This is a genomic window from Rhodopseudomonas sp., from assembly GCF_048594845.1.
GTDB lineage: Bacteria > Pseudomonadota > Alphaproteobacteria > Rhizobiales > Xanthobacteraceae > Rhodopseudomonas.
In genome coordinates this window covers 1-22,492 of record NZ_JBMDXE010000022.1, presented here as the reverse complement: position 1 = coordinate 22,492, position 22,492 = coordinate 1, and the positions used below count along the sequence as shown (strand labels likewise).

Below are 22,492 nucleotides of genomic sequence, written 5' to 3'. Positions count from 1 at the left end.
CGCAAGCAGCGCTGCTCGCAGCCGTCCACGGTTTTGACGGCATCCGGCTGCCGACCGCACACTTTCGGATGAGTTGCACGACAGCCCCGGCCTGGATCAAATCGGGTAGTCGAGCGTTCTACGGCGATCATGGCCCTCACTGAGGCATCGAAGCAGACGCCAGAAGCTCCCGCGGCGGCCGGATTCTGGACGCTGACAGTGGGCGGCATGGGCGTGGTGTTCGGCGACATCGGCACGTCGCCCCTCTACGCATTCCGCGAGGCGGTTGCCGGTGCGGCCGGCGGCGAACCCGCCACCCGGGTCATGGTTCTCGGTGTACTCTCCTTGATTTTATGGGCGCTGCTGATCGTCGTGACGGCGAAGTACGTTCTGTTGCTGCTGCGCGCCGACAATAACGGGGAGGGCGGCACGCTGTCGCTGATGGCCCTCGGGCAGCGCGCGCTGCGGCGGCGCAGCGGGCTGTGGCTGACGCTGGGCGTGATCGGTGCGTAGATGTTCCTCGGCGACTCGATGATCACCCCGGCGATCTCGGTGCTTGCCGCGGGCGATGGCCTGAAGAGCGCGGCGCCCGCGCTCGATCACTACGTCGTTCCGCTCACGCTCCTGATCCTTGTCATTTTGTTTGGTGTGCAGAGCAGCGGCACCGCCAAGGTGGCGCGGGCGTTCGGGCCGGTCATGTTCGTCTGGTTCGGCATCCTTGCCGCGATGGGTCTTGCCCACATCAACGACGACCCGTCCGTGCTCGCCGCGATCAATCCCTGGTACGCGGGGCATTTCCTGCTGACCCACGGCACCATCGGCCTGGTGACGCTCGGCGCCGTTTTCCTCGCCGTGACTGGCGGCGAGGCGCTGTATGCTGATCTCGGACATTTCGGTCGGCGGCCGATCCAGGTGGGCTGGCTGGGCTTCGTGCTGCCGGCGCTGCTGTTGAACTATTTCGGCCAGGGCGCGCTGGTGCTGTCGAACCCTGCGGCGCTGGAGAATCCCTTCTACCGGATGGTGCCCGACAGCTTCGTTCTGCCCCTGGTCGGAATGGCGACCGCGGCGACCGTGATCGCCAGTCAGGCGGTGATCACTGGCGCATATTCGCTGATCAGCCAGGCGGTGCAACTCGGCCTGCTGCCGCGCTTCGAAGTGCGCTACACCTCCGAGACGCATGCGGGCCAAATCTACTTGCCGCGGGTCAACGCATTGCTGCTGATCGGCGTGCTGATCCTGGTCCTGGCGTTTCAGAGCTCGAGCCGGTTGGCTTCGGCCTACGGCATTGCGGTGTCGACCACGATGGTGGCCGACGGCATCATGGGCTTCGTGGTGGTCTGGAAGCTGTGGGGCTGGCGGCCGGCGGCCGCGGCGTTGCTGATCCTGCCCTTCGTGGCGGTCGATGCGATGTTCTTCAGCGCCAACCTGCTGAAGCTGTTCGACGGCGCCTGGGTGCCGCTACTGTTCGGCCTGTCGATGGCGGTGGTGATCTGGACCTGGCGCAAGGGCGTCGCGATGCTGATGATCAAGACACGACGCTCCGAAGTGCCGTTTCGCGATTTGATCGACAGCCTCGAGCGGCATCCGCCGCATGTCGTCAAGGGCACCGCCGTGTTTCTGACCTCAGATCCGGACTACGTGCCGACGGCACTGCTGCATAATCTCAAGCACAACAAGGTGCTGCACGAGCACAACGTCATCCTCACGATCGAGACCCCCCATACCCCGCGGGTGCCATCGTCCGAACGCGTGCAGCTGGAGAAGGTCAGCGAGAAATTCAGCAAGGTGCGGCTGCGGTTCGGCTTCATGGAGGCCCCCAACGTGCCCAAGGCGCTGGTGCTCGCGCGCAAGCTCGGCTGGGCGTTCGACATCATGACGACCTCGTTCTTCGTCTCGCGCCGGGCGCTGAAACCCGCTGCGCAATCCGGGATGCCGCGCTGGCAGAACAAGCTGTTCATCGCGCTCAGCCGCTCCGCCAACGACGCGACGGACTATTTCCACATTCCGACCGGGCGCGTGGTCGAAGTGGGGACCCAAGTGACGATCTGATCAGGCTGCACGGAGCCTGCCTGCGACCAAAGGGGCGATGCATTTCGAGCGGGCAGGCGCTATGCAGCAAAGATGACCGCAACTCTTTCCCGACGCTTGATTTTCCTCGCACTTGGCGCGACCTTGGCGGCGCAATGGCCGGGCTTGGTTCGCGTTGTTGCGCTATTGGGTCCGGACAGTGCGATCGCGGGAGAACAGAGAGTGGTTGGCCAGGTTGAGGATTTGACGCCGCAGGAGGTCTCCAAGGGCATCGCCGAAGGGCGCTATCTGCTGGTGGATGTGCGCGAACCGAACGAAGTGGCGGCCGAAGCCTATCCCGACGCCGTGGTGGTTCCGCTGTTGACCTTCGATCCGAAACTGATACCCGATCCGGCCGGTAAGGAAGTCGTATTCGCCTGCCGCTCCGGCAAGCGTTCGGTTGCTGCCTCCCAGGCGGCGCAGGCCTCGGGCCTCGCCTACAACAAGCATCTGGCCGGCGGGATTCTCGGCTGGAAAGCGGCGGGCCTGCCCACAGCGCCGGGCCACTGACGGCGCGATGAACAGGGTTTTTGCCGATCTGCCCGTCACCGTGTTCGAGGCGATGTCGCAGCTCGCCCGCGACAACAACGCCATCAATCTGGGGCAGGGGTTTCCGGACGATCCGGGACCGGAGGACATCCGCCGCGCCGCTGCCGACGCGGTGCTGAACGGCTACAATCAGTACCCATCGATGATGGGCATTCCCGAGTTGCGGCAGGCGATCTCGACGCACTACGCGCATTGGCACGGCGTCACGCTCGATCCGATGACCGAAGTGATGGTGACGTCGGGGGCGACCGAAGCGCTCGCCAGCGCGATCCTCTCGGTGGTGTCGCCCGGCGACGAGGTAATCGTCTTTCAGCCGGTTTACGATTCCTATCTGCCGATCATCCGGCAGGCCGGCGGCATTCCGAAATTGATCCGCCTCGAGCCGCCGCACTGGCGGATCAACGAAGAGGCGCTGCGCGAGGTCTTCAGCCCCAAGACCAAGGCGATCGTCTTCAACAATCCGCTCAATCCCGCCGCGGTAGTGTATCCCCGCGAGGATCTCGAACTGCTCGCGCGCTTCTGCCAGGAGTTCGACGCGGTGGCGATCTGCGACGAAGTCTGGGAGCACGTCACGTTCGACGGCCTCAGCCATATCCCCCTGATCTCGATCGAAGGGATGCGCGACCGCACCATCAAGATCGGATCGGCCGGCAAGATCTTCTCGCTCACCGGCTGGAAGATTGGCTTCGTCTGCGCCGCGCCGCCGCTGCTGCGCGTCGCGGCCAAAGTGCATCAGTTTCTCGCCTTCACGACGGCGCCGAACCTGCAGGTCGCAGTTGCCTACGGCCTCGGCAAGAGCGACGATTACTTCCTGCAAATGCGCAAGGATCTGGCGCGCAGCCGGGATCGGCTGGCGGAGGGCCTTGCCCGTATCGGATTCCCGGTGATCCGCTCGCAGGGCACATACTTCCTCACCGTCGACCTCGCGCCGCTCGGTCTCAACGAAACCGACGAGGCATTCTGCAAGCGGATCGTCAACGACTACAAGGTCGCGGCAATTCCGGTGTCGGCGTTCTATGAGGAGGAGCCCGTCACTTCTGTGGTGCGGTTCTGTTTCGCCAAAAAAGACCAGACGCTGGATACCGCCCTGGAGCGTCTGTCGGACGCGGTGCACGGGCGGTAGGGCTTCGACAATGCGTAAATCCCTCTTCCGGCCGCTGCAGATGGTGAGCGCGGCCGCTGCCCTCATTGTGGGAGGCGCGTCGCCCGCGCTGGCTCAGGACCGCACCGTCAATTTCTACAACTGGTCGAACTACGTCGCGCCCGGCGTGCTCGAGGAGTTCACCCGCGAGACCGGCATCAAGGTGGTGTACGACACCTTCGACGGCAACGAGACGCTCGAAACCAAATTGCTGGCCGGCAAGTCGGGGTACGACGTCGTCGTCCCAACCGCCTACTTTCTGCAGCGCCAGATCGGCGCCAAGGTGTTTCAGAAGCTCGACCAGGCCAAGCTGCCGAACATGAAGAACGCCTGGGATGTGGTGACCAAGAAATTGGCGCTCTACGATCCCGGCAATCAATACGCTGCCAACTACATGTGGGGCACCACCGGCATCGGTTACAACGTCGCGGCGGTGAAGAAAGTTCTCGGCGAGAACGCGACGATCGATAGCTGGAGCCTGGTGTTCAAGCCGGAGAACCTCGCGAAGTTCAAGGACTGCGGCGTGCAGATGCTGGACTCGGCGGACGACATCCTGCCGGCGGCGCTGACCTATCTCGGGCTCGATCCAAACTCGACGAAGCAGGCCGATCTCGAAAAAGCCGCCGAGGTCGTCGCGCAGGTGCGATCCTCGGTGCGTAAATTCCACTCGTCCGAATATCTCAACGCGCTGGCGACCGGCGAGATCTGCCTCGTGGTCGGCTGGTCCGGCGATATCAAACAGGCGCAGACCCGCGCTGCCGAATCTAACAACGGCGTCGACATCGGCTACGCGATCCCGAAAGAGGGCGCGCAGATGTTCTTCGACAATCTGGCGATCCCTGCGGATGCCCGGAACGTCGCCGAGGCGCACGAGCTGATCAATTTCCTCTATCGCCCGGACATCGCCGCGCGCAATTCCGACTTCCTGTCCTATGCCAACGGCAACAAGGCGAGCCAGGAGTTCATCAATCCGCGGATCCTGAACGACAAGACGATCTATCCGGACGAGGCGATGCAGGCGCGCCTGTTCGTCATCACCGCGCGCGATCCGGCGACGCAGCGGATCATCAACCGGCTGTGGACGCGGGTGAAGACAGGACGCTGAGCGGCGCATCGCTCTCAGGTTGAGAGAGCCGTTCCGAGCCTCGATACTACACAAACTGCGTAGGCGCACGAGTGCCCGAATCGGTCTCGGCAGGTGCAGGATCGCGTCATGCGACCGGCGATCCGATTCATCAGCAGACCGCGTAGTGGCGCCTTGCGCGCCGTTTTGTGGGTGTGCGGGATGGCTGCGGTCTTCTCCGCCGCTGCTACGGCGAAGGCTGACGATTTGCATCGAGAGCGCTTGGCACCACGCTGGACTGCGTCGGTCGAAGCATTGATGCTCGGCCGTTCAGGGGCGGGCAGCCAGTCCTTGGTGTCGCTCGTGCCGGGCGACGTGCCTTGGTGGACACCGGTCGGCCCCAATACGTCCAACGTTCCCGGTGTCGAGGTGTTGAACAGCAACCAGCTGCATCAGCGGTTGGCGGCCGGTCCGAGGATCGCTGTCAGTTATAGTGACCCATCGGGCTACGGCGTCGAACTATCCTACTTCAATGTGCTCGGGCTGAAGGCGTCGAGAAGCATCGGCCCGGAGACGCCCGGGCAATGGCTGGTGATGAAAGCGCCTGGCAACTTCTGGCAGACCCAGGACTATGCGTACCAGTCGATGGTGTGGCAGGACGAGACTCGGCTGCACAGCCTCGAGGCTAACCTCCGGCTCGAACTCTCGCCGCGCGTAACACTGCTGGCCGGCGTTCGCTGGCTGCAGCTGCACGACCAGCTGCAAGGCACGCTCGATCCGGCCGACCTTGGCCAGCCGATGTGGAAGTTCAACGTTCCCAGCCGGCTGTCGGACGCCGTTCCGCTGCCGGGCAGCTCAGTGGTCATCAACCCGCCATTCTGGACGAGCTCGACGACGAATAACCTGTACGGCGTCCAGATCGGTGCACGAGCGATCCTGTGGGAGATCGAACGCGTTTCGGTCGAGGGCGTATTGAAGGCGGGCTTGTTCGACAACCATGCGACGCAAACCGCCTTGGTGAGCATGCAGAAGCAGATCTATCCGACCAAGGCGATAACGGATGCGGCGGCCTTCGTCGGGCAGGGCGGCATTGCTGCGAAATATCGGCTCAGCGATCTCGTCGCACTGAAGCTCGGATACGAAGCGCTATGGCTTGGCCGCGTCGCGTTGGCGCCGGCACAAATTCAGGCGATTTCGACGACACGAACCGCTGTCGGTGCGACCGGCGTGAACTGCCGGTCGTCGACGCTCCTTCAAGGCGTCACGATCGGCATGGAGTACGCGTTCTAGCGCGGCGACTGGCGGAGGTCGTGGAAGCGAAGGCGACGAAGTTCTCCGCTGCGTCTCGACCTCCTGGACGCCCTCGGGCCTGCCGTCCGAGCCTGGAACCAAAAGCCACCACAGAATGCGAATGGCCGGGACAAGCCCGGCCATGACGAGGTTGATCTGTTGGCGATGCGGTCAGCTATCAGGCGGTCTTCGCCAGTTCAGGCGCTGGTACGCCGTCGACAGCAACCTTTCCGAGTTCCCGCAGGTTGACCGTCCCTGGCAACGCGTGGTCGGACGGCTTGTCGCCGACGCCGCGCATCGGGATCGGGCTGACGGGCGCGCGGTCGTGGCGTTCGATGTCGCTGCGGAACAAACGCCAGGCCCATCCTGCCGTGCGCCGATAGGTGTGGGCCAAGCCGATCATGCCGTAGATCTGCGCGCCGGCATCGATCAGATGCGCGCGCAGCTTCAGCTGGAAGCGGCGGCGCAGCTTCTTGAGCCGCGAGTAGTTCTTGACCTCTTCCGCCGGCCGCGTCTCGGCGCTGGAGAATACGTCCGCTGATTTCGAGAACACCAGCGCGGACAGGAAGCGGATCGGGTTGAAGAAATAGGTATAGGCGACCAACAGATTGATCTGCTTCAGCCAAGGCCGCGCGTGCTTCGATGCGACGACGTAGTTGCCGTCCATGATATGCGGCTCGACGGTGACGTCGCCGGCCTTGCTGAAGGCGGTGCCGGACTCGAAGACGTTCTCGTAAAATTTCGAACCAGGGGCCGGCGTCAGCATCATCACCTGGGTGGTGATCGAGCCGGCCTTACGCAGCAGGCGGATCTGATTGAGCAGGCCGTAGTTCGACTTCCACGTCACCAGCGGCTGGCTGTCGTGATGCATCATCATCGGCATCGGGAGGATGTTGTTCTCGCGCAGCAAACGGAAGGCGAGCTCGGTCTTGTCCTTGTCCTGCGCCTTCTTCACCAGCGTCGCCGTCATGTCCTCGACGCCGAGCCACACCGCGGCGAAGCCGGCTTCGCGGATCAGCGGCAGGTGATCGCGCATGCCGACGGTGTCGTGCACCGTGACTTCGGTGCCGATCCGCACCTTGCAGAACGGCCGGCCATCCCGGGCCTTCTTCGCCAGCGTGCCGGCGATGTCGAGCGTGCGCTTGGTGTTGTTGAAGAAATTATCGTCGGCGCCGAAGAAGTGATAGATCCCGAAGGTCTCGGCGATCTGTCCGATTTCCTCGGCGATGCGCTCGCCGCTCTTGGCGCGAAACTGCGACTGGTTGTAGGCCGGGATCGGACAGTAAGAGCAGCGAAACTTACAGCCGGCGGTCATCACGATGCCGGCGATCGGGCTGTGCCGCTTCACGCGATTGATCGGCAGGGCCTGACTGGCGAGCGTTGCCGCGCTGCTCGGAGCTTCCAGCATCGTGAAGCCGTGCACCGGGCTCGGAAGTTCATCCATGTCGCCAAGCAGGCGCTGAACGCCGGTGTCCACCAGTTCGTCGATCGGGCCGTTCCGGGAAGAGCGGTTTGCGTAGACGATGCCCGGTACGTCGTCGAGTGCTCCGCTCTCGCGCGCGCGATGAAACACCGACCGCATCGACTCGCCGTCCGCGCGCATCGACAGCAGAACGTTGAGCAGATCGAGGAAGACGTATTCCTCGCCGGTCACCGCGACGTCAGCGGACCAGGCCGCATGGCGATCACCACCGAAGACGTGCCAGGGCTCGTAGCGAATGCGCGGGCCACCGACCATGATCAAGGGCCGCTTGTCCGGCTCGATCTGGCAGGCCTCGCGGATCAACCGGTCGCACTCCGCCGAATGCAGATGCATGCTGGAGACCAGGAACAGGTCCGGAATCCGCCCATCGAGCCGCATCTGCTGCGGGCTGAAATTCCGGTTCCACTGCTGCAGCACGATACGCGTTTTATGAAATCCGACATCCGCCAGCGCCGAACCGATCGCGCGCACGCCGCCGGGGGCGAGGCGCGTGTCCGCCAGCACGAAAGGCAGTACGCGGGTGCGATGATCGAAGGCGTTGACGATGACGGTCGTCAGATCATGGCGGGCGGAGAGGCCGCGGAGCCGCGCCCGCAGGGCCAACATCTTGCCGGGAACCAGGAGCTCATCACCACGGGCACGCCTTGGAAGTTCCATCTGGGCCTCGATCCTTAGCCGACATTCCGCGAAGCGTTGCCGCGGCACTCTGAAAGTAATCCGGGGACCGGTCAAGCCGAGCACGGTCGATCAGGAGCAACGCGGCAAAAATGCCCCGCAATGGTTGCTTTGCAGCGACAGAATTGTCTCGTATCGCACGATCACGGCTACAAATAAGGCCGTGCGGGTTCCCGCGCGACATGGCGGCGCCGGACCATGGCGGCGCCGGACTATGTGACGATCGTACTTCGAGATTAGCAAGTCCGGCGCTAGTAAGCGCGGACTAAGCGGTTGCTCACCGCCAACGGCGGTGCAGCCAGAGCCACTGCTCCGGCGTCTCACGAACCCAGCCTTCGATCACCGACGTTACGGCCTGCATCGTTGCCTGGATGTCGATGCGGCCCTCCGCATCGCGCGCGGGCTGGATCTGTTCGGTCAGTTCGGCACGGAAGCTGTTGTCGGGGAGACGGATCACGCGCGCGCCATGCAGCGGGCAGTCGATTTGCCGCAACAAGCGAGCGAGCAGGGGATTCGCCTTGCAGGTCTGGCCGAAGAAAGTGACGTCGACGCCGTTGGAGAAATGCTGATCGACCAGCATCCCGACATGCTTGCCTTCCTGCAGCGCCTGCGCGAGCTTGAACGGCGCGGTCCGGCCGGCGGCGACGAGCTGGCCCATTTTCACCGAACGGATCTCCTCGACGATCCGGTCGGCGGCTTCGATGTTGGGTCGGCGATACAGCACGGCGGTGTCGAGCCCGTGGGCGACCGCCGCGACCGCCGGCAACTCCCAGTTGCCGAGATGGCTGGCGAAGATCAGCGCGGGCTTGCCGTCGTCCTGGAGCTGCTTGAACAGCTCGAGCGAGCGCGGTGTCACCTTGATCCGGCTGTGCTCAGGATGATCGGGATCATAGTCCCAGACCGAATCGAGATGCGCGAATTCAGCGCCGGACCGGCCGAGATTGTCCCAGACACCGGCGAGAATGGCCTCGATTTCGGCCGTCGACTTTTCCGGGAAGGCTGCGACGAGATTAGCGCGGCCGATGCGTTGCTCGGGCAGCATCGGGCCGAGCTTGCGCATCAGCGCGCCGAAGAAGTCCGCCGTTTTTGCCGGGTCGAATTTCCGCGCCAGATGCAGCGCGCCGATCGCCGCCGAGCCGGCAGCCTTGCCGACCACCGTCTTGGCCGCGCGTTGTGCACGCAGCTTGGCGCGGTAGAGGGCGAGTTTCATCAGAACCGGACGATGATCTTGCCGAACACCTGACGGCTTTCCATCCGCTTCAACGCGGCGGCGACATCGTCGAGCGGCACTTCGGTGTCGATCACCGGCAGCATGCCCGCCGCCATCTTGTCGAGGCTCTCGGAGATGTTCTTCATCGTCGCGCCGAACGAGCCGAAGATCTTGTACTGTTGCTGGAACAGCTGCATCAGGTTGATCGTCGTGGTCGGACCCGAGGTCGAGCCGCAGGTCACCAGCCGGCCGCCGCGTTTCAGGCTGAGCAGCGAGCCATTGAAGGTGTCGGCACCGACGTGTTCGAACACGACGTCGACGCCCTTCTTCTTGGTGATCTTGCGGCACTCGTGCTCGAAACGATCCTTGCGATAATTGATCACGTGATCGGCGCCGAGCTTCTTCACGCCTTCGATCTTGCTATCGTCTCCTACCGTGGTGATCACCGTGCAGCCGATCGCCTTGGCCATCATGATCGCGACCGTGCCGATGCCCGAACCGCCGGCGTGGACCAGCACGGTCTCGCCGGGTTGCAGCTTGGCGTTGTCGAACAGCATGTGCTGCACCGTCGAGAACGCGATCGGCGCACAGGCGGCGTCGCGCAGTTCGACGCTGTCCGGCACCGGAATCACCAAGCGCTCGGCGATGTTCATCAGCTCGCGCGCGAAGCCGTCGACATGGAAGCCGATCAGTCCGCCGACATTTTCACAAAGGTTGTCGCGGCCTTCCTGACAAGCCTTGCAATGCCCGCAGGTCAGTGCGCCATACATCACGACCTTCTGGCCCGGCTTGAAGCGCGTCACGCCGTCGCCGACCGCTTCGATCGTGCCCGACGCCTCGGCGCCCACCGCGATCGGCAGCTTGCGCTTGACGAAGGCCATGCCGCGATAGCCCCAGACGTCGATGTGGTTGAGCGCGACGGCGGCGATGCGGACCTGCACTTCGCCGGCCGCCGGGGGCGGGGGAGGCGGCAGATCAGCGACCACGAGGTCGCGGTCGGCAACGAGAGTGAGCGCGCGCATCTTGAGTGTTCCGAAAAAAGCCGGCGCGACTACACGGGTTCGCGCGTCAGGATCAGGGAAGCGTTCTGGCCGCCGAAGCCGAACGAATTCGACATCACCGCGGTGACGCGGGCGTCGCGCGCCTTGTTCGGCACCACGTCGAGCGGGATCGCCGGGTCGGGCACGTCGTAATTGATGGTTGGCGGAATACGCTGATGCTCCAGCGTCAGCAGCGAAAAAATGGCCTCGACTGCGCCGGCTGCCGACAAGGTATGGCCGACCATCGATTTGTTCGACGACACCGGGATCGACGATGCGCGGTCGCCGAACACGCTGGAGATACCGAGGTACTCCATCTTGTCGTTCTCGGGCGTGCCGGTGCCATGGGCGTTGATGTAGTCGATCCGCTCGACGCCGATGCCGGCGTCGGCCAGCGTCTTGTTAATGCAGCCGATGATCGGTTTGCCGTCCGGGCTCGAGCGGGTGCGGTGAAAATTGTCGGCGAGCTCGCCGCAGCCGGCGACGACGCCGAGAATCGTGGCGCCGCGGGCCGTAGCGGCTTCCAGGCTCTCCAGCACCAACGCGCCGGCGCCTTCCGCCATCACGAAACCGTCCCGGTTCTTGGCGAACGGCTTGGAGGCTGCTTGCGGCGTGTCGTTCTGGGTCGACAGCGCCGACAGCAGCGAGAAGCGGATCAGCGCTTCGGCATTGACCGAGCCGTCGGTCGCGACGCACAGCGCGGCATCGGACTCGCCGCGGCGGATCGCCTCGACGCCGAGCTGGATGGCGGAGGCGCCGGAGGCGCAGGCGGTCGACAGCGAGATCGGCGACCCCTTGGTACCGAAGGTTTCGGCGAGATGATCGGCGACCGAGCCGAACAGGAAACGACGGTGATACTCGGTGAAGCGGCCGCCGCCGGAGACGCGGAGCAGGGCGTCGTAGTCGATCGCGGTGTTGGCGCCGGTGGCGCGCGCCAGTTCCTGCCGCGGCAGCCATTCGAGTTCGACTGGCGCGACGGCGAGAAACAGCGGGCCGGGGAAGTCGCCCTTGCGGCCGATGCCGGCCTGAGTGATCGCTTCCTCGGTGGCGAGATCGGCGAGCTTCTCGCCGAGCACGGTGGAGGAGAAGGGCTCGACCGGGACGAAGTCCACGGTGCCGGCCATCGTGGTCTTCAGCCCGTCGATCGGAAATCGGGTGATAGTGCGGATGCCGGATTCGCCCGCGGTGAGCTTGGCCCAATTGTCGGTCTTGCCAGCGCCGAGCGACGTCACGACGCCCATGCCGGTGACGACCACGATCGGCCTGCCGAATTTGTCGTGCGTGACGGTCATCGCGTCCCCCTCGGTCGGTCGATCGAACTCACCGGACGGCCTCGACCAGGGCCATGCCTTCGCCGCGCCAGTGGCCGGCGCCGACGACAACAATCTGGTCGGGCGCCTTGCTGGTTTCAATCTCCAGTCCGCTCGGATCATTGGCGGCGAACAGCGCGCCGCGCGACAGCGACAGCGCGGCCAGCGCGATGCCGAGCGGAAACTGCCCCTCCATGATGTGGCCGAACGAGGTGCCCGTCGCACGGACCGGATGGCCGCTTTGCGTGCGCAGGAACGCGACTTCCTCGGCTGTCGCAAGCTCCGCGCCGGTCGCACCGGTGATGATCGCCGCGTCGGCCTGAATCGGACCAAGCTTGCTCCACAGCCGCTGCATCGAGGCGGTGACGTCGCCTTCTGTGCGGCGGCGCGACATGTCGGCAACGACGTTGCTCAGCCGCGCGAACGGCTTAGCGCCGCGCGCTTCAGCATGCGCCCGCGATTCGATCACCAGAAAGGCGCTACCAGAGCCGAGCGCGAAACCGCCCTTAGAACCGCGCGAAAACACTGGCGCGTAGTTGTCCTTCAGGTTGAAGTCGCCGAACTCGTAGAGCATCAGCAGGTCTTTTCGCTCGCCGTTCTGCGCCGCGCCGATCAGCGCGATGTCGCTCTGGCCGGCGGCGATGCGCGCCAACGCGATCCGCGCCGCGTCGACGCCTGCTTCTTCCTCGCCCATGAACGTGCGGGACGAGCCAGTCACGCCATGGACGATCGCGATGTTGCCGGCGAGCAGGTTGGAGAGCTGCGCCAGAAACAGCGTCGGCCGCAGATCGTTCATCAGCCGCTCGTTGAGTGCGCCCGGCGTGGCGTTGCCATAGTCGTCGGAATTCAGCACAGCGGAATCGACAGCCAAATCGCGTTCGCCGCCGCCGGCCGCAACGATCATGTCGGTACGCGACAGGATTTCGCTGTTGCCCTTGATGCCGGCGGAGTCGAGCGCAAGCCCGGCCGCATAGGTGCCGATCCGCTGCCAGGCTTCCATCTGGCGCTGATCGCCCTTCTTGGGAATCTGCTTGTCGAAGCTGAGTGGCGCGAGCGGGTGCACGACGTAGGGCGCGAAGCCCGTCGTATCGACGTTTACGCGGCGCTCCGCCAGCGCATCCCAATGCGCGTCGAGGCCCTCGGCCAGCGAGGTTGCGAGGCCGATGCCAGTGATCCAGGCTTCCGCCGGTTGCTTGTGAGATGTCTCAGCCATGGATCATCTGCTCCGGAAATCCGATCTTTCTCGCCATCGTCTCCATGTGTCCACGTAGATCCGGGTGCGGGAAGGGCACATGGCGGAAGGTGAGTGTCGCGTTGCAGGCGAGCTTGCCGCCGGCTCTGATCTTGGCTTCGGTCATGGTGTAGCCGGAGCCCTCGTGAATCACCGTCGCGTCGATCGACAAGGTCTCGCCCGGCGTGACGAAGCTGCGCATCTTGGCTTCCTTCACGGCGGCCAGGAACGGCATGCGCTGAAACTGCATCAGGGCGATCAGCAGCCAGCCCGAACTCTGCGCCATCGTTTCGATCAGCAGCACGCCCGGCATCAGCGGATAGCCAGGAAAGTGGCCTTCGAAGATCGTGCTCGTCTCAGGCACGCGCGCTTCGACGGTGATGCCGCGCTGCTCGAGACGAAGGTCGGCGATCCGATCGATCAGATGGAAATATTCGAGGTTCATGGTGTGCGCGGCTTCTCGACCGCGCCACTACGCGCCCTTGGCGGCGACCAGCTCGTCGATGCGCGCGGCGAGGTTCTTCAGCACGAAGTACTGCTCGGTCGTCGCCTTGCCGTCGTTGACCTCCTGGGTCCACTTCTCGAGCGGCAGTTTGATACCGAATGCCTTGTCGATCGCGAAGGCGATGTCGAGGAAATCCAGGCTGTCGATTCCCAGGTCATCGATCGCATGGCTTTCCGGGGTGATCGTATCGCGCGGAATATCGCAGGTTTCCGCGATGATGGTAGCCACCCGATCGAATGTGGAGGTCATCATTAAGCCTTTGAAATTGTGCCGAAAATAGCAGGCGCGCCGGAGGCGCGGCCGTAGTCGTGACGACAGGTTGATGCCCGTATATCGGAGCGCTGCCCTGAGTTCAATGGCACGTGGGCCACAGCCTATGGGGGCGGCGGTAGCCTACTTTCGCGCCAGTTTAGGGAATCAGCCCTATGGTGTCGGGATGTTTGCGCAATCGCGCCGACCCATCAACACACAATCCTGGGTCTTGCGCATGTCGGCGATGCTGGTGGCGAGCCAAAATCCAATCACGGTCAGCGCCACCGTAAAGGCGAGCGCCGCCAGATTGGTCATCATGCGGTGGCGGAAGTCGTCGTTGGTCGCGTCGCTTTCGCGCTCGTAGCGGGACAGGTCGTTGTGATCCGGCGGGAGCTGCTGCAACCGGACGGGGGGAGCCCCGACCGGCGATCCCTTGAGCGAGTCCTTCGGCGACGTGCGCGGCCGGAACTGCAGGACGCGATGCTCGTCGTCGGGAATGCTGAGGCGGTGGTTTTTCATGGCGGCCGGCCCCTCACGGCGGCAGATCGGAAAATTTGGTACTTATCCTAGTTGATGTGGGGCACGGCGCAAACTCCGCAAGTTGACGGAGTGAGTTCGGCTGCCGCTGTGCCCCGCGTGCCTCATGCTGCGTTGCGTGCACGTTCCGCCGTGCCATAATTACGTCCTTGCCGATCAGGAGCCCGACACATGGCTAATCCGCGCGAACCCTTGCTGCACCCGATCCCGATCTTGTCCCTACGGCCGACGCAGATGACGGTGGGGTTGCGCGAAGTCGAGGAGAAGCGCCGGCGCTGGCGCGCCCACACATCGAAGAAAAAGAAGGAGGGCGAGCGGCTCGCCGAGCACATGATCCCGGTTGTGCTCGGCCCCGGCAAACGACACTACGTGGTCGATCACCATCATCTGGCCCGTGCGCTGCACGAGGAGGGCATCAAGGACGTCGCGATCACGGTGATCGCCGATCTCAGCATGGTGGACCGCGATTCCTTCTGGGTGGTGCTCGACAGCCGGCGCTGGGTCTATCCCTACGACTCCAAGGGCGAGCGGCATCACTACAAGGATCTGCCGAAGACGGTGGCGGGCCTCAAGGACGACCCGTTTCGCTCGCTGGCCGGCGAGCTGCGCCGGATCGGCGGCTACGCCAAGGACACCACGCCGTTCAGCGAATTCCTGTGGGCTGATTTCCTGCGCCGGCGGCTGTCGCGCAAGGCGGTCGAAGCCGACTTCGACAAGGCGGTCGAGCGGTCGCTGGCGCTGGCCAAGAGCCGGGATGCGATCTATCTGCCCGGATGGTGCGGCCCGGCCGCGGACGACTGAGGCCGCGCGGATGATCGCGATTCGGATTCAGTCTTCCGGCGCGATTGTCGCCTTTTCGTCCTGCTTGCCGCCGAGCAGGCGATGCAGCCGGCTTTCGACGGCGTGACCGCCGATCAGCACAACGAAGGCGATCGCGAACGCAACGCTGACGAGCACCCAGTGGCCCGAGCCACACGCGATGCCGATGCAGGCCGAGAGCCAGACGCAGGCCGCGGTGGTCAGGCCGTGGACATGATTGCGGCTGCCGGTATGCACGATCACGCCGGCGCCGAGAAAGCCGATGCCGGTGAGGATGCCCTGGATCACGCGCGATGTCGGATCGCCGATCCGGTCCTGCCCCAGCGATTGCTCGGCGACCGCGACCACAAGCGCGCAGGCGAGTCCGACGAGCGACAGCGTCCGCATGCCGATCGGTTTGCCCTTGAGGTCGCGGTTGAGCCCGATCAGTGCGCCCGCCAGCGTGGCGACGCCGAGCCGCAACAGGATGTCCCAGAAGGACAGCACGTCTCGATCTCCCAGCCGCGCCGTTACGCTTTCGGCAGCCTGCCCATCAGATAGAATTCGTCGTTCGGCCGCATGGCGGTGACGTTGGCCATCCGGTTCGACAGCGCAAAGAACGCCGCGACTGCGGTGATGTCCCAGATGTCGTCATCCGTGAAGCCATGCGCCTTCAGCGCATCGAAGTCGTTATCACCGACCGTTTCGGCCTCGCGGCTGACTTTCATGGCGAAGTCGAGCATCGCTTTCTGCCGCGGCGTGATATCGGCCTTGCGATAGTTGGTGGCGATCTGATCGGCGATCAGCGGATTCTTGGCGCGGATGCGCAGGATCGCGCCATGCGCGACCACGCAATACTGGCACTGATTGGCCGCAGAGGTGGCGACCACGATCATCTCGCGTTCGGCCTTGCTGAGTCCGCTGTCTTTCTCCATCAGCGCGTCGTGATAGGCGAAGAACGCCCTGAACTCGTCCGGCCGCGCCGCCAGCGCGAGAAACACGTTAGGCACGAAGCCGGACTTCTCCTGCACGCCCTCGATCCGGCTGCGAATGTCGTCGGGCATCTGGGCGAGAGAGGGAACAGGAAAGCGGGAGACGGCAGGCGTGGTCATTGGACTTTCCACTCAGCTGAAGGATAGCGCCGCGAAACCTTAGTGACTGCCGGGGCGCAGTCAATCGCGAGCAACGCTCGCTTGCTCGACGACGATCGTGTTCGGACTCCTTCGTCAGCCTGCGACCGTACGCCTCAACTGGTTGGAACCCTTCTACTGGATCGCGCGCGTGCCGGTGGTCTATGCGGCGAACGAATGGGCCTTCGCAACGGCGAGGTGGCGCTACACGATATCATCTGGGGGAAGCGTTGAGAGATCTGAATTTCCGTGCGGCGGGCGCCGCGTCGATGGTGTGCGCCTCGGTTCTTCTCGTCGGCAGTGCCTCCTTCGCTCAGCAGCCCGCTGACTCCGGTGCACCACCAGTTGCTTCGCCATCGTCCGACGGACGAGCGCTTCCAGCCATCGTGGTCGAAACGCGGGGCCAGCGCAAAGCCTCGGCGCAGCCGCGCCGCAAGCCCTCGCAAGTCTCACGCACGGCCCGAACACGGCAGGTCCCCAATCCGAATCGTGCGGTCGTGCAGGCGCGTCCTGTTTCGGCCGGGGCGCTGCAGGCGAGTTTGCCGGCTGCTTTTCCGGGTGAGCAAGTCGCGCGCGGCGCGGGCGTCGGTCTGCTCGGCAATCGCGATGTAATGTCGACGCCGTTCAGCCTGACCAGCTTCACCGAGAAGACCATTCGCGACCAGCAGGCGCGAACGCTGACGGATGTGCTCGGCAACGATCCGTCCGTGCGCACCAACGTGCCGGCCTACAGCGGCATCCAGGGGTTTTTTATTCGCGGCTTCCCGGTGTTCGCTCAGGACATTGCATTCAACGGCCTCTATGGCGTCGCCGACTCGTTCAATCCGGCGCTCGAGCCGATCGAGCGCGTCGAAGTCCAACATGGCCCGAGCACGATGCTGAGCGGCATGCCGCCGTTCGGCACGATCGGCGGCACCATCAACCTGATTCCCAAACGCGCCACCGACGTGCCGCTGACGCGGTTCACGACCGGGTTCATCTCCAGCGGGCAGAGCTACAACGCGGTCGATGTCGGCCGGCGTTACGGGCAAAACGGCGAGTGGGGAGTTCGCTTCAACGGCGCTTATCAATCCGGCAATACACCGATCGACAACCAGAAGCAGGAATACGGCGTCACGGCGCTCGCGCTCGATTATCGCGGCGAGCGACTGCGGCTCGGCCTGGACCTCGGCTATCAGAAGGTCGATTTCGACTCGCCACTGCGCAACCGGTCGGTGCTACCGGGCTTTCCGATTCCGAGCGCGCCCGATCTGCGGATCAATCAGCAGCAGCCGTGGGAATATCGCAACAGCGACAACAAATCGGCCGCGGTCCGCGCCGAGTACGATCTCACTGATCAGCTGACGGTCTATGCCGCCTACGGTCACAGCGAGTTTCATCAGGTTTATTTCGGCGGGTTGCCGTCGATCATCAACGCGCGCGGTGACTTTCGCAGCACGATTCAACTGACGCCGTTCCAGACTTATAGCGACACCGGCGAGGTCGGGCTGCGTGGCCAGTTCGAGACGGGGGCCATCAAGCACCGGATCGGCGTCGCCGCATCCGGGCTTTGGCAGGACACCGGCCTCACCAACATTCCGGTCGGATCGACCATCACGTCGAACCTCTACAATCCGGTATATGTCGCGCCGCGCAGCGATGCCGGGCTGCCGCGCACATCGCCGGTGACGGCCCAGCGCTTCAACCGCAGCGTCGCGATCGCCGATACGATGTCGATCCTGAACGACCGCGTCGAACTGACGATCGGCGGTCGCTGGCAGGGCATCGACGCCAGGACGCTGAGCCCGACCACCGGGCAGGTCACGTCGGATGCGCGTAACGATGCGTTCTCGCCTGGCGCCGGGCTGGTCATCAAGCCGATCGAGCGGCTGTCACTCTACGCCAACTACATCGAGGGGCTGACGTCGACGGCGCCGCCGATCAATGCCGTCAATCTCGACCAGAGCTTCCCCGCGACGGTGTCCAAGCAGATCGAAGCGGGCGCGAAATACGATTTCGGCGTCGTCGGCGTCACGCTTGCCGGGTTCGAGATCAAACAGCCGAGCGGCTTCCTCGATCCGACCACGCGTGTGTTCGCGCTCAACGGCGAGCAGCGCAATCGCGGCGTCGAGCTCAACGTGTTCGGCCAACCGCTCGAGGGGCTGCGTGTCGTTGGCGGCGTGAGCTGGATCGAAGGCGTCCTGACGAAGGCCTCCAATCCCGCGCTCAACGGCAATACCGCGGTCGGCGTTCCGGCCGTGCAGTTCAATCTCTACGGCGAATACGACCTGCCGGCCTTCGCGCGTGGTGTGACCTTGACCGGGCGGGTGATCCACACCGGATCGCAGTTCTACGACCAGGCCAACACGCAGAGCATTCCGGCCTGGACGACGCTCGATCTCGGCCTGCGCTACGCAACCAGGATCGACCGCACGCCGGTTACCATCCGGGCCAATGTCCAGAACGTCACCGGTCTCAACTACTGGGCCACGACCGGCCGCGGCATTCTCAGCCCCGGCGCGCCGCGGACTTATCTGGTGTCGGCGAGCTTCGACTTCTGAACGGTCAGCGCAGCGGTTTTTTCAGCAGCGAGAAGCGGTCGGGATCGAGGCCGAGCGACGGCTGCAGCATCGGCGCATCGACGGTGCGCGCCAGCGGGCGCTCGGTAAAGCCCGGATCGTTCGGCACGTCGCGATGCGAGGTGGCGCCGCGCCAGCGTTCCAGCACCGCGCTCACGAAGTGCATGTCGTGGCCCGCGGCGGTCGACGGCACCGTCGAGATCGCGGCTTCGGAGCGCGGCAATTGCTGCGGCGGCACTTCCTTGAAACGCAGCCGCGTCGGCAGCGCCACGCCTTCGCCAAAGGCCAGCACTTCGCGGGTGCCGAGCGAGGGAATGAACGACAGCAGGTTGGCGGCGGCGTCCGACACCGCAGAGCGAAGCAGCGACTGGTCGCGGTCGTTGGCGAGCCGCATCGCGAACAGCGTGTTGCACTGCGATAGGATGGTCGCGTCGAGTTCGGCCGGACGTTGCGTCACCAGGCCGAGATACACGCCGTATTTGCGGCCTTCCTTGGCGATGCGCGACACCGCCTTGCGGGTCGGCCCGAAGCCGATCGCACGGTCGGCCGCGGCATAGCGGTGCGCCTCTTCGCAGACGAACAGCAGCGGCGACACGCCGTCGCTCCACAGTCCGAAATCGAACGCCATGCGGCACAGCACCGACACGACCGAGTCGACGACTTCGGCCGGGAAGCCGGCGAGCTGCATGATCGTCATCGGCTTGCCGCCCGCCGGCAGGCGGAACAAATGGCTGATCACTTCCGCCATGGTGTCGCCGCCGACATTGGCGTTGTCGAACATGAAGGCGTAGCGCGGATCGTTGCGCACCGTTTCGATGCGCGAGATCAGCTTGTGATAGATGATGCGCGACGAGCGGTTCTCCAGCTTGCCCATGCGCTCGTCGATCAGCGAGATCAGGTCGACCAGCCGGTACGGAACCGGTGTATCGGCCGTGTAGCCGATCGCCTTGGGATCGACACGCTTCAGGCCGATGCGATCGGCGCTGGTGTATTGCACGTACAGGCCCTTGGCGATCGGGATCACTTCGGCGAGCACGTCGAGTTCTTCCGGCACACCAGGCCGGCCGGCGAACAGCACATCGACGATCTCGTCGAAGTTGAACAGCCAGAACGGCAGCTTCAGGTTGCGCGGATTGAGCACCAGCGCCTTGTCGCCGAAGCAGCGGCCGTATTCGTTGTGCACGTCGAGCAGGAAAATGCGCAGCGCCGGACGCGATTTCAGGATCTCGTTGAGCAGCAGCGACACGCCGGTCGATTTGCCGACGCCCGTCGAGCCGAGCACCGCGAAGTGCTTCGACAGCATCTCCTCGATATCGACATAGGCGATCACCGACGGGTCCTGCTGCAGCGTGCCGACATTGATCTGGTCGGAGCCGTTCGGCGCATAGACGATGCGCAGCTCCTCGCTGCTGATCGGTTCGACCGCATCGCCGATCGTCGGGTAGGTGGTGACGCCGCGCTGGAATTTCGCGCGCACCGGACCGGGCAGAATCTCGCCGAGCAGGTCGACCGAGGCGCTTGCGATGTAAGCGTCGCCGACGACGTCCTCGCACGACACTTCGGTGATCATCGCGATGATGGTCGAGGTTGCGGTGCGGATGCTGATGAAGCGGCCGACGGTGGCGCGCATCGCCGCGGGCGACAGCCGGCTTTCGGGCAGGATGCCCGCGCGGGCCATCGAGCCGCGCACGGAGATGATCTTGCCGAACGCCGGCGTGGTAATAGCTTCTGCCATTTTTGGAACTCGTTCAGGGCTCTGTTTGGCGCGACTATGCGTGGCTGATGCTGAGAAACTGTTAAGTGTCGGGCAATGGCGGCTGCCTGCAACTGCTCCGCGAGTGGTAAGCGAACGCGTATAGGTGCGCTTTTCCTGTAAATCCGACACGAAGCGAGCGAATTCGATTAACCGCGTATTGACCATGCGTTGACAGCGACGGCCTTGTCGTTGAGCCGGTCACGCGCCGTCGTTCTCGCGGCTCCATCGAGCCCGAGTTGTGCGCCCGTCGCTTCACAGCGAGGGGGTGGGGGCGCGCCGGTCGGCGCAAAGGTGGTGAGGTTCGCGATGGCTTTGCGGACCATCGCGCAGGCGCCTTCCGGCGCGCCCACCGCGGCGGTTTTCGGCTGTCGGGCCCGTGCTTCCGGCGACAGGCAGGGGTAATGAAACCCCACGAATCCGGCGGATTTCGCCGCCTTCGCCTGCCCCCGTCCAGCGAACTAACAAGTCGCAGAGCCTCGTAGTAGGCCCGGACGGGTCCCCGACGCCTCCCGGACGCATGGGTGCGAACCACGCGCGCAGGACGCCGCGTCCGCCCGACTTCGCCGACCCAAGGGTCGGCTTCGCCGGGCCATCGTTGCAGACCGGTTGCCCGGCCCGCCGATCTGTCCCGCTGACCGACGCCTCGCGAAAGCGCCCCTCACGGACAGGACGATGCGGACTATAATCCGTGTAGGAATTTTGTCAAGAGGCGTAGCGATCGAAGGGATGAGTTTCGCTGCGCTCAACCCATCCGACGCAAGCGTCTTGTGTTGCGTGTCCCGGACGCGCTGCGGCACGCAGTGCTGCTGCGCAGAGCCGGGACCCCGGTTGGAGCGCTCACAATCTTTGCTGCTTCTCCAAAACAAAACAAGAAACCGGGGTCCCGCATCTGCGGAGCAGCGCTGCGCGCTGCACCGCGTGCGGGACACGAAGCTGGTCGTCGGCGAGGTGTGAGAATTGACTGAGAGGTTTTAGCCCGCCTGCGGCGTGTGTTGCGCGGGGGCATGGCGCCGCGCGACTTTGCCCACACTACGTCGGAGCGCGGAAGACGAACTAATCGCCGACGAATTCGTCGCGCCGATAGCCTTGCGCGTAGAGCAGCGCAGTGAGGTCGCCGTAGTCGATGCGGCCGTGGGCTGCGGCGGCGACGGCGGGCTTGGCGTGGTAGGCGATGCCGAGGCCGGCGGCCTGGATCATGCCGAGATCGTTGGCGCCGTCGCCGACCACCAGCGTGTCGATAGCGTCGAGATCGTCGGCCTCGCGTAGCGCCAGCAGCGTCGCCAACTTGGCTTCGCGGCCGAGGATCGGCTCGGCGACCTGGCCGGTCAGCTTGCCGTCTGCACTCAGCAGTTCATTGGCGCGGTGCTCGGCGAAGCCGATGCGTTCGGCGACCACGCGGGTGAACTGGGTAAACCCGCCGGACACCAGGCACGTATAGGCGCCCGCAGCGCGCATCGTCTGCACCAGCGTGCGGCCGCCCGGCGTCAGCGTGATGCGGGTGTCGAGCACCTCGTCGATCACCGACAGCGGCAGGCCCTTGAGCAGCGCGACGCGCTCGCGCAGCGCCGGCTCGAATTCGATCTCGCCGCGCATCGCCCGCTCGGTGATCGCCGCGACGTGCGCTTTCAGCCCGGCGAAGTCGGCGAGCTCGTCGATGCACTCCTGGCCGATCATGGTCGAATCCATATCGGCGAGAAAAAGCTTCTTGCGCCGCGTGGCCAGAGGCTGCACCACGACGTCGACCGGCAGGTCGCCGCGCGCGGCGCGTAGCCGCTCGGCGATCGCGAGCGCATCCTCGTCGCTGTCGAACACGATGTCGGCGGCGACTTCGTCGTGCAGCCAGCGCGCCGTATTCGGCTGCGGCAGCACGGCGCGTGCGCCTTCGATCGCGGTGGAATCGAGCGCGGGGCTATTCGGA

General features: G+C 64.6%; 18 protein-coding genes and 1 pseudogene. 7 read left to right on the top strand and 12 right to left on the bottom strand.

The genetic code is table 11. The features are described from left to right. Positions 1-129 precede the first annotated feature (129 nt). The 5 genes and pseudogenes from ACOJTD_RS01290 (at position 130) to ACOJTD_RS01270 (ending at position 6,089) form a co-directional block, all read left to right on the top strand. Positions 130-2,028, top strand: a pseudogene (locus ACOJTD_RS01290) (potassium transporter Kup). 201 nt (positions 2,029-2,229) lie between these two features. After that, a complete protein-coding gene (locus ACOJTD_RS01285; RefSeq protein ID WP_420131145.1) occupies positions 2,230-2,556 on the top strand; it encodes a rhodanese-like domain-containing protein in 327 nt (108 codons plus the stop codon). Positions 2,557-2,563: 7 nt separating this feature from the next. Further along, positions 2,564-3,718: an aminotransferase gene (locus ACOJTD_RS01280; RefSeq protein ID WP_420131134.1), complete on the top strand. Its 1,155-nt coding sequence runs from the start codon at positions 2,564-2,566 to the stop codon at positions 3,716-3,718. 40 nt (positions 3,719-3,758) lie between these two features. Then, positions 3,759-4,841 (top strand): polyamine ABC transporter substrate-binding protein, encoded by a 1,083-nt coding sequence (locus tag ACOJTD_RS01275; protein WP_420131144.1) that lies wholly within the window; start codon positions 3,759-3,761, stop codon positions 4,839-4,841. 180 nt (positions 4,842-5,021) lie between these two features. Then, on the top strand, positions 5,022-6,089 hold the full coding sequence (locus ACOJTD_RS01270; RefSeq protein ID WP_420131133.1) for a hypothetical protein: 1,068 nt from the start codon (positions 5,022-5,024) through the stop codon (positions 6,087-6,089). Between the two features lie 178 nt (positions 6,090-6,267). Here the strand turns inward: ACOJTD_RS01270 and ACOJTD_RS01265 are convergent, their stop codons facing one another. From ACOJTD_RS01265 to ACOJTD_RS01230, 8 genes are all read right to left on the bottom strand, one after another. After that, positions 6,268-8,229, bottom strand: a complete 1,962-nt coding sequence (locus ACOJTD_RS01265) for a B12-binding domain-containing radical SAM protein (protein WP_420131132.1) — start codon at positions 8,227-8,229, stop codon at positions 6,268-6,270. 295 nt (positions 8,230-8,524) lie between these two features. Continuing rightward, positions 8,525-9,457, bottom strand: coding sequence for a lipid A biosynthesis lauroyl acyltransferase (locus ACOJTD_RS01260; protein WP_420131131.1), 933 nt, complete (start codon positions 9,455-9,457; stop codon positions 8,525-8,527). Continuing rightward, complete coding sequence (locus tag ACOJTD_RS01255) at positions 9,457-10,479, bottom strand: zinc-binding dehydrogenase (RefSeq protein WP_420131130.1); 1,023 nt, start codon at positions 10,477-10,479, stop codon at positions 9,457-9,459. The genes ACOJTD_RS01260 and ACOJTD_RS01255 overlap by 1 nt, the downstream gene beginning before the upstream one ends. A gap of 29 nt (positions 10,480-10,508) precedes the next feature. Then, positions 10,509-11,789, bottom strand: coding sequence for a beta-ketoacyl-ACP synthase (locus tag ACOJTD_RS01250; protein ID WP_420131129.1), 1,281 nt, complete (start codon positions 11,787-11,789; stop codon positions 10,509-10,511). Between the two features lie 28 nt (positions 11,790-11,817). Continuing rightward, a complete protein-coding gene (locus tag ACOJTD_RS01245) occupies positions 11,818-13,020 on the bottom strand; it encodes a beta-ketoacyl-ACP synthase (RefSeq protein WP_420131128.1) in 1,203 nt (400 codons plus the stop codon). Further along, the gene (locus ACOJTD_RS01240; protein WP_420131127.1) at positions 13,013-13,483 is read right to left on the bottom strand and encodes a 3-hydroxyacyl-ACP dehydratase FabZ family protein; all 471 of its coding nucleotides are present in this window, start codon (positions 13,481-13,483) and stop codon (positions 13,013-13,015) included. Before ACOJTD_RS01240 ends, ACOJTD_RS01245 begins: the two co-directional genes overlap by 8 nt. 27 nt (positions 13,484-13,510) lie before the next feature. Then, on the bottom strand, positions 13,511-13,792 hold the full coding sequence (locus ACOJTD_RS01235) for an acyl carrier protein (RefSeq protein WP_054163491.1): 282 nt from the start codon (positions 13,790-13,792) through the stop codon (positions 13,511-13,513). Between the two features lie 174 nt (positions 13,793-13,966). Beyond that, positions 13,967-14,314 carry a hypothetical protein gene (locus ACOJTD_RS01230; RefSeq protein ID WP_420131126.1) on the bottom strand — a complete coding sequence of 116 codons (348 nt, stop codon included), beginning with the start codon at positions 14,312-14,314 and terminating at the stop codon, positions 13,967-13,969. Positions 14,315-14,503: 189 nt separating this feature from the next. Between ACOJTD_RS01230 and ACOJTD_RS01225 the strand changes: the two genes are divergently transcribed. Beyond that, positions 14,504-15,133 (top strand): ParB-like protein, encoded by a 630-nt coding sequence (locus tag ACOJTD_RS01225; protein ID WP_420131125.1) that lies wholly within the window; start codon positions 14,504-14,506, stop codon positions 15,131-15,133. A 27-nt stretch (positions 15,134-15,160) separates the two neighbouring features. Here ACOJTD_RS01225 and ACOJTD_RS01220 read toward each other — a convergent pair whose 3' ends face one another. Together ACOJTD_RS01220 and ACOJTD_RS01215 are read right to left on the bottom strand one after the other, a co-directional pair. Further along, positions 15,161-15,637: an MgtC/SapB family protein gene (locus ACOJTD_RS01220; RefSeq protein WP_420131124.1), complete on the bottom strand. Its 477-nt coding sequence runs from the start codon at positions 15,635-15,637 to the stop codon at positions 15,161-15,163. A gap of 23 nt (positions 15,638-15,660) precedes the next feature. Beyond that, positions 15,661-16,242, bottom strand: a complete 582-nt coding sequence (locus ACOJTD_RS01215; protein ID WP_420131123.1) for a peroxidase-related enzyme — start codon at positions 16,240-16,242, stop codon at positions 15,661-15,663. 182 nt (positions 16,243-16,424) lie between these two features. Here ACOJTD_RS01215 and ACOJTD_RS01210 point away from each other — a divergent pair, with 182 nt between their 5' ends. Further along, positions 16,425-18,800, top strand: coding sequence for a TonB-dependent receptor (locus tag ACOJTD_RS01210; RefSeq protein ID WP_420131122.1), 2,376 nt, complete (start codon positions 16,425-16,427; stop codon positions 18,798-18,800). 4 nt (positions 18,801-18,804) lie between these two features. Here the strand turns inward: ACOJTD_RS01210 and ACOJTD_RS01205 are convergent, their stop codons facing one another. Then, a complete protein-coding gene (locus ACOJTD_RS01205) occupies positions 18,805-20,553 on the bottom strand; it encodes an ATP-binding protein (RefSeq protein WP_420131121.1) in 1,749 nt (582 codons plus the stop codon). 1,074 nt (positions 20,554-21,627) lie between these two features. Then, positions 21,628-22,492, bottom strand: an 865-nt coding sequence (gene serB / locus ACOJTD_RS01200) for a phosphoserine phosphatase SerB (RefSeq protein ID WP_420131120.1), incomplete at its 5' end; no start/stop codon positions are given.

Excerpts from the sequence above, each read along its gene's own strand:
- ACOJTD_RS01280 (WP_420131134.1), top strand. The coding sequence starts at position 2,564 with ATGAACAGGGTTTTTGCCGATCTGCCCGTCACCGTGTTCGAGGCGATG.
- ACOJTD_RS01275 (WP_420131144.1), top strand. The coding sequence starts at position 3,759 with ATGGTGAGCGCGGCCGCTGCCCTCATTGTGGGAGGCGCGTCGCCCGCG.
- ACOJTD_RS01270 (WP_420131133.1), top strand. The coding sequence starts at position 5,022 with ATGGCTGCGGTCTTCTCCGCCGCTGCTACGGCGAAGGCTGACGATTTG.
- ACOJTD_RS01265 (WP_420131132.1), bottom strand. The coding sequence starts at position 8,229 with ATGGAACTTCCAAGGCGTGCCCGTGGTGATGAGCTCCTGGTTCCCGGC.
- ACOJTD_RS01260 (WP_420131131.1), bottom strand. The coding sequence starts at position 9,457 with ATGAAACTCGCCCTCTACCGCGCCAAGCTGCGTGCACAACGCGCGGCC.
- ACOJTD_RS01255 (WP_420131130.1), bottom strand. The coding sequence starts at position 10,479 with ATGCGCGCGCTCACTCTCGTTGCCGACCGCGACCTCGTGGTCGCTGAT.
- ACOJTD_RS01250 (WP_420131129.1), bottom strand. The coding sequence starts at position 11,789 with ATGACCGTCACGCACGACAAATTCGGCAGGCCGATCGTGGTCGTCACC.
- ACOJTD_RS01245 (WP_420131128.1), bottom strand. The coding sequence starts at position 13,020 with ATGGCTGAGACATCTCACAAGCAACCGGCGGAAGCCTGGATCACTGGC.
- ACOJTD_RS01240 (WP_420131127.1), bottom strand. The coding sequence starts at position 13,483 with ATGAACCTCGAATATTTCCATCTGATCGATCGGATCGCCGACCTTCGT.
- ACOJTD_RS01235 (WP_054163491.1), bottom strand. The coding sequence starts at position 13,792 with ATGACCTCCACATTCGATCGGGTGGCTACCATCATCGCGGAAACCTGC.
- ACOJTD_RS01230 (WP_420131126.1), bottom strand. The coding sequence starts at position 14,314 with ATGAAAAACCACCGCCTCAGCATTCCCGACGACGAGCATCGCGTCCTG.
- ACOJTD_RS01225 (WP_420131125.1), top strand. The coding sequence starts at position 14,504 with ATGGCTAATCCGCGCGAACCCTTGCTGCACCCGATCCCGATCTTGTCC.
- ACOJTD_RS01215 (WP_420131123.1), bottom strand. The coding sequence starts at position 16,242 with ATGACCACGCCTGCCGTCTCCCGCTTTCCTGTTCCCTCTCTCGCCCAG.
- ACOJTD_RS01210 (WP_420131122.1), top strand. The coding sequence starts at position 16,425 with ATGCGGCGAACGAATGGGCCTTCGCAACGGCGAGGTGGCGCTACACGA.
- ACOJTD_RS01205 (WP_420131121.1), bottom strand. The coding sequence starts at position 20,553 with ATGGCAGAAGCTATTACCACGCCGGCGTTCGGCAAGATCATCTCCGTG.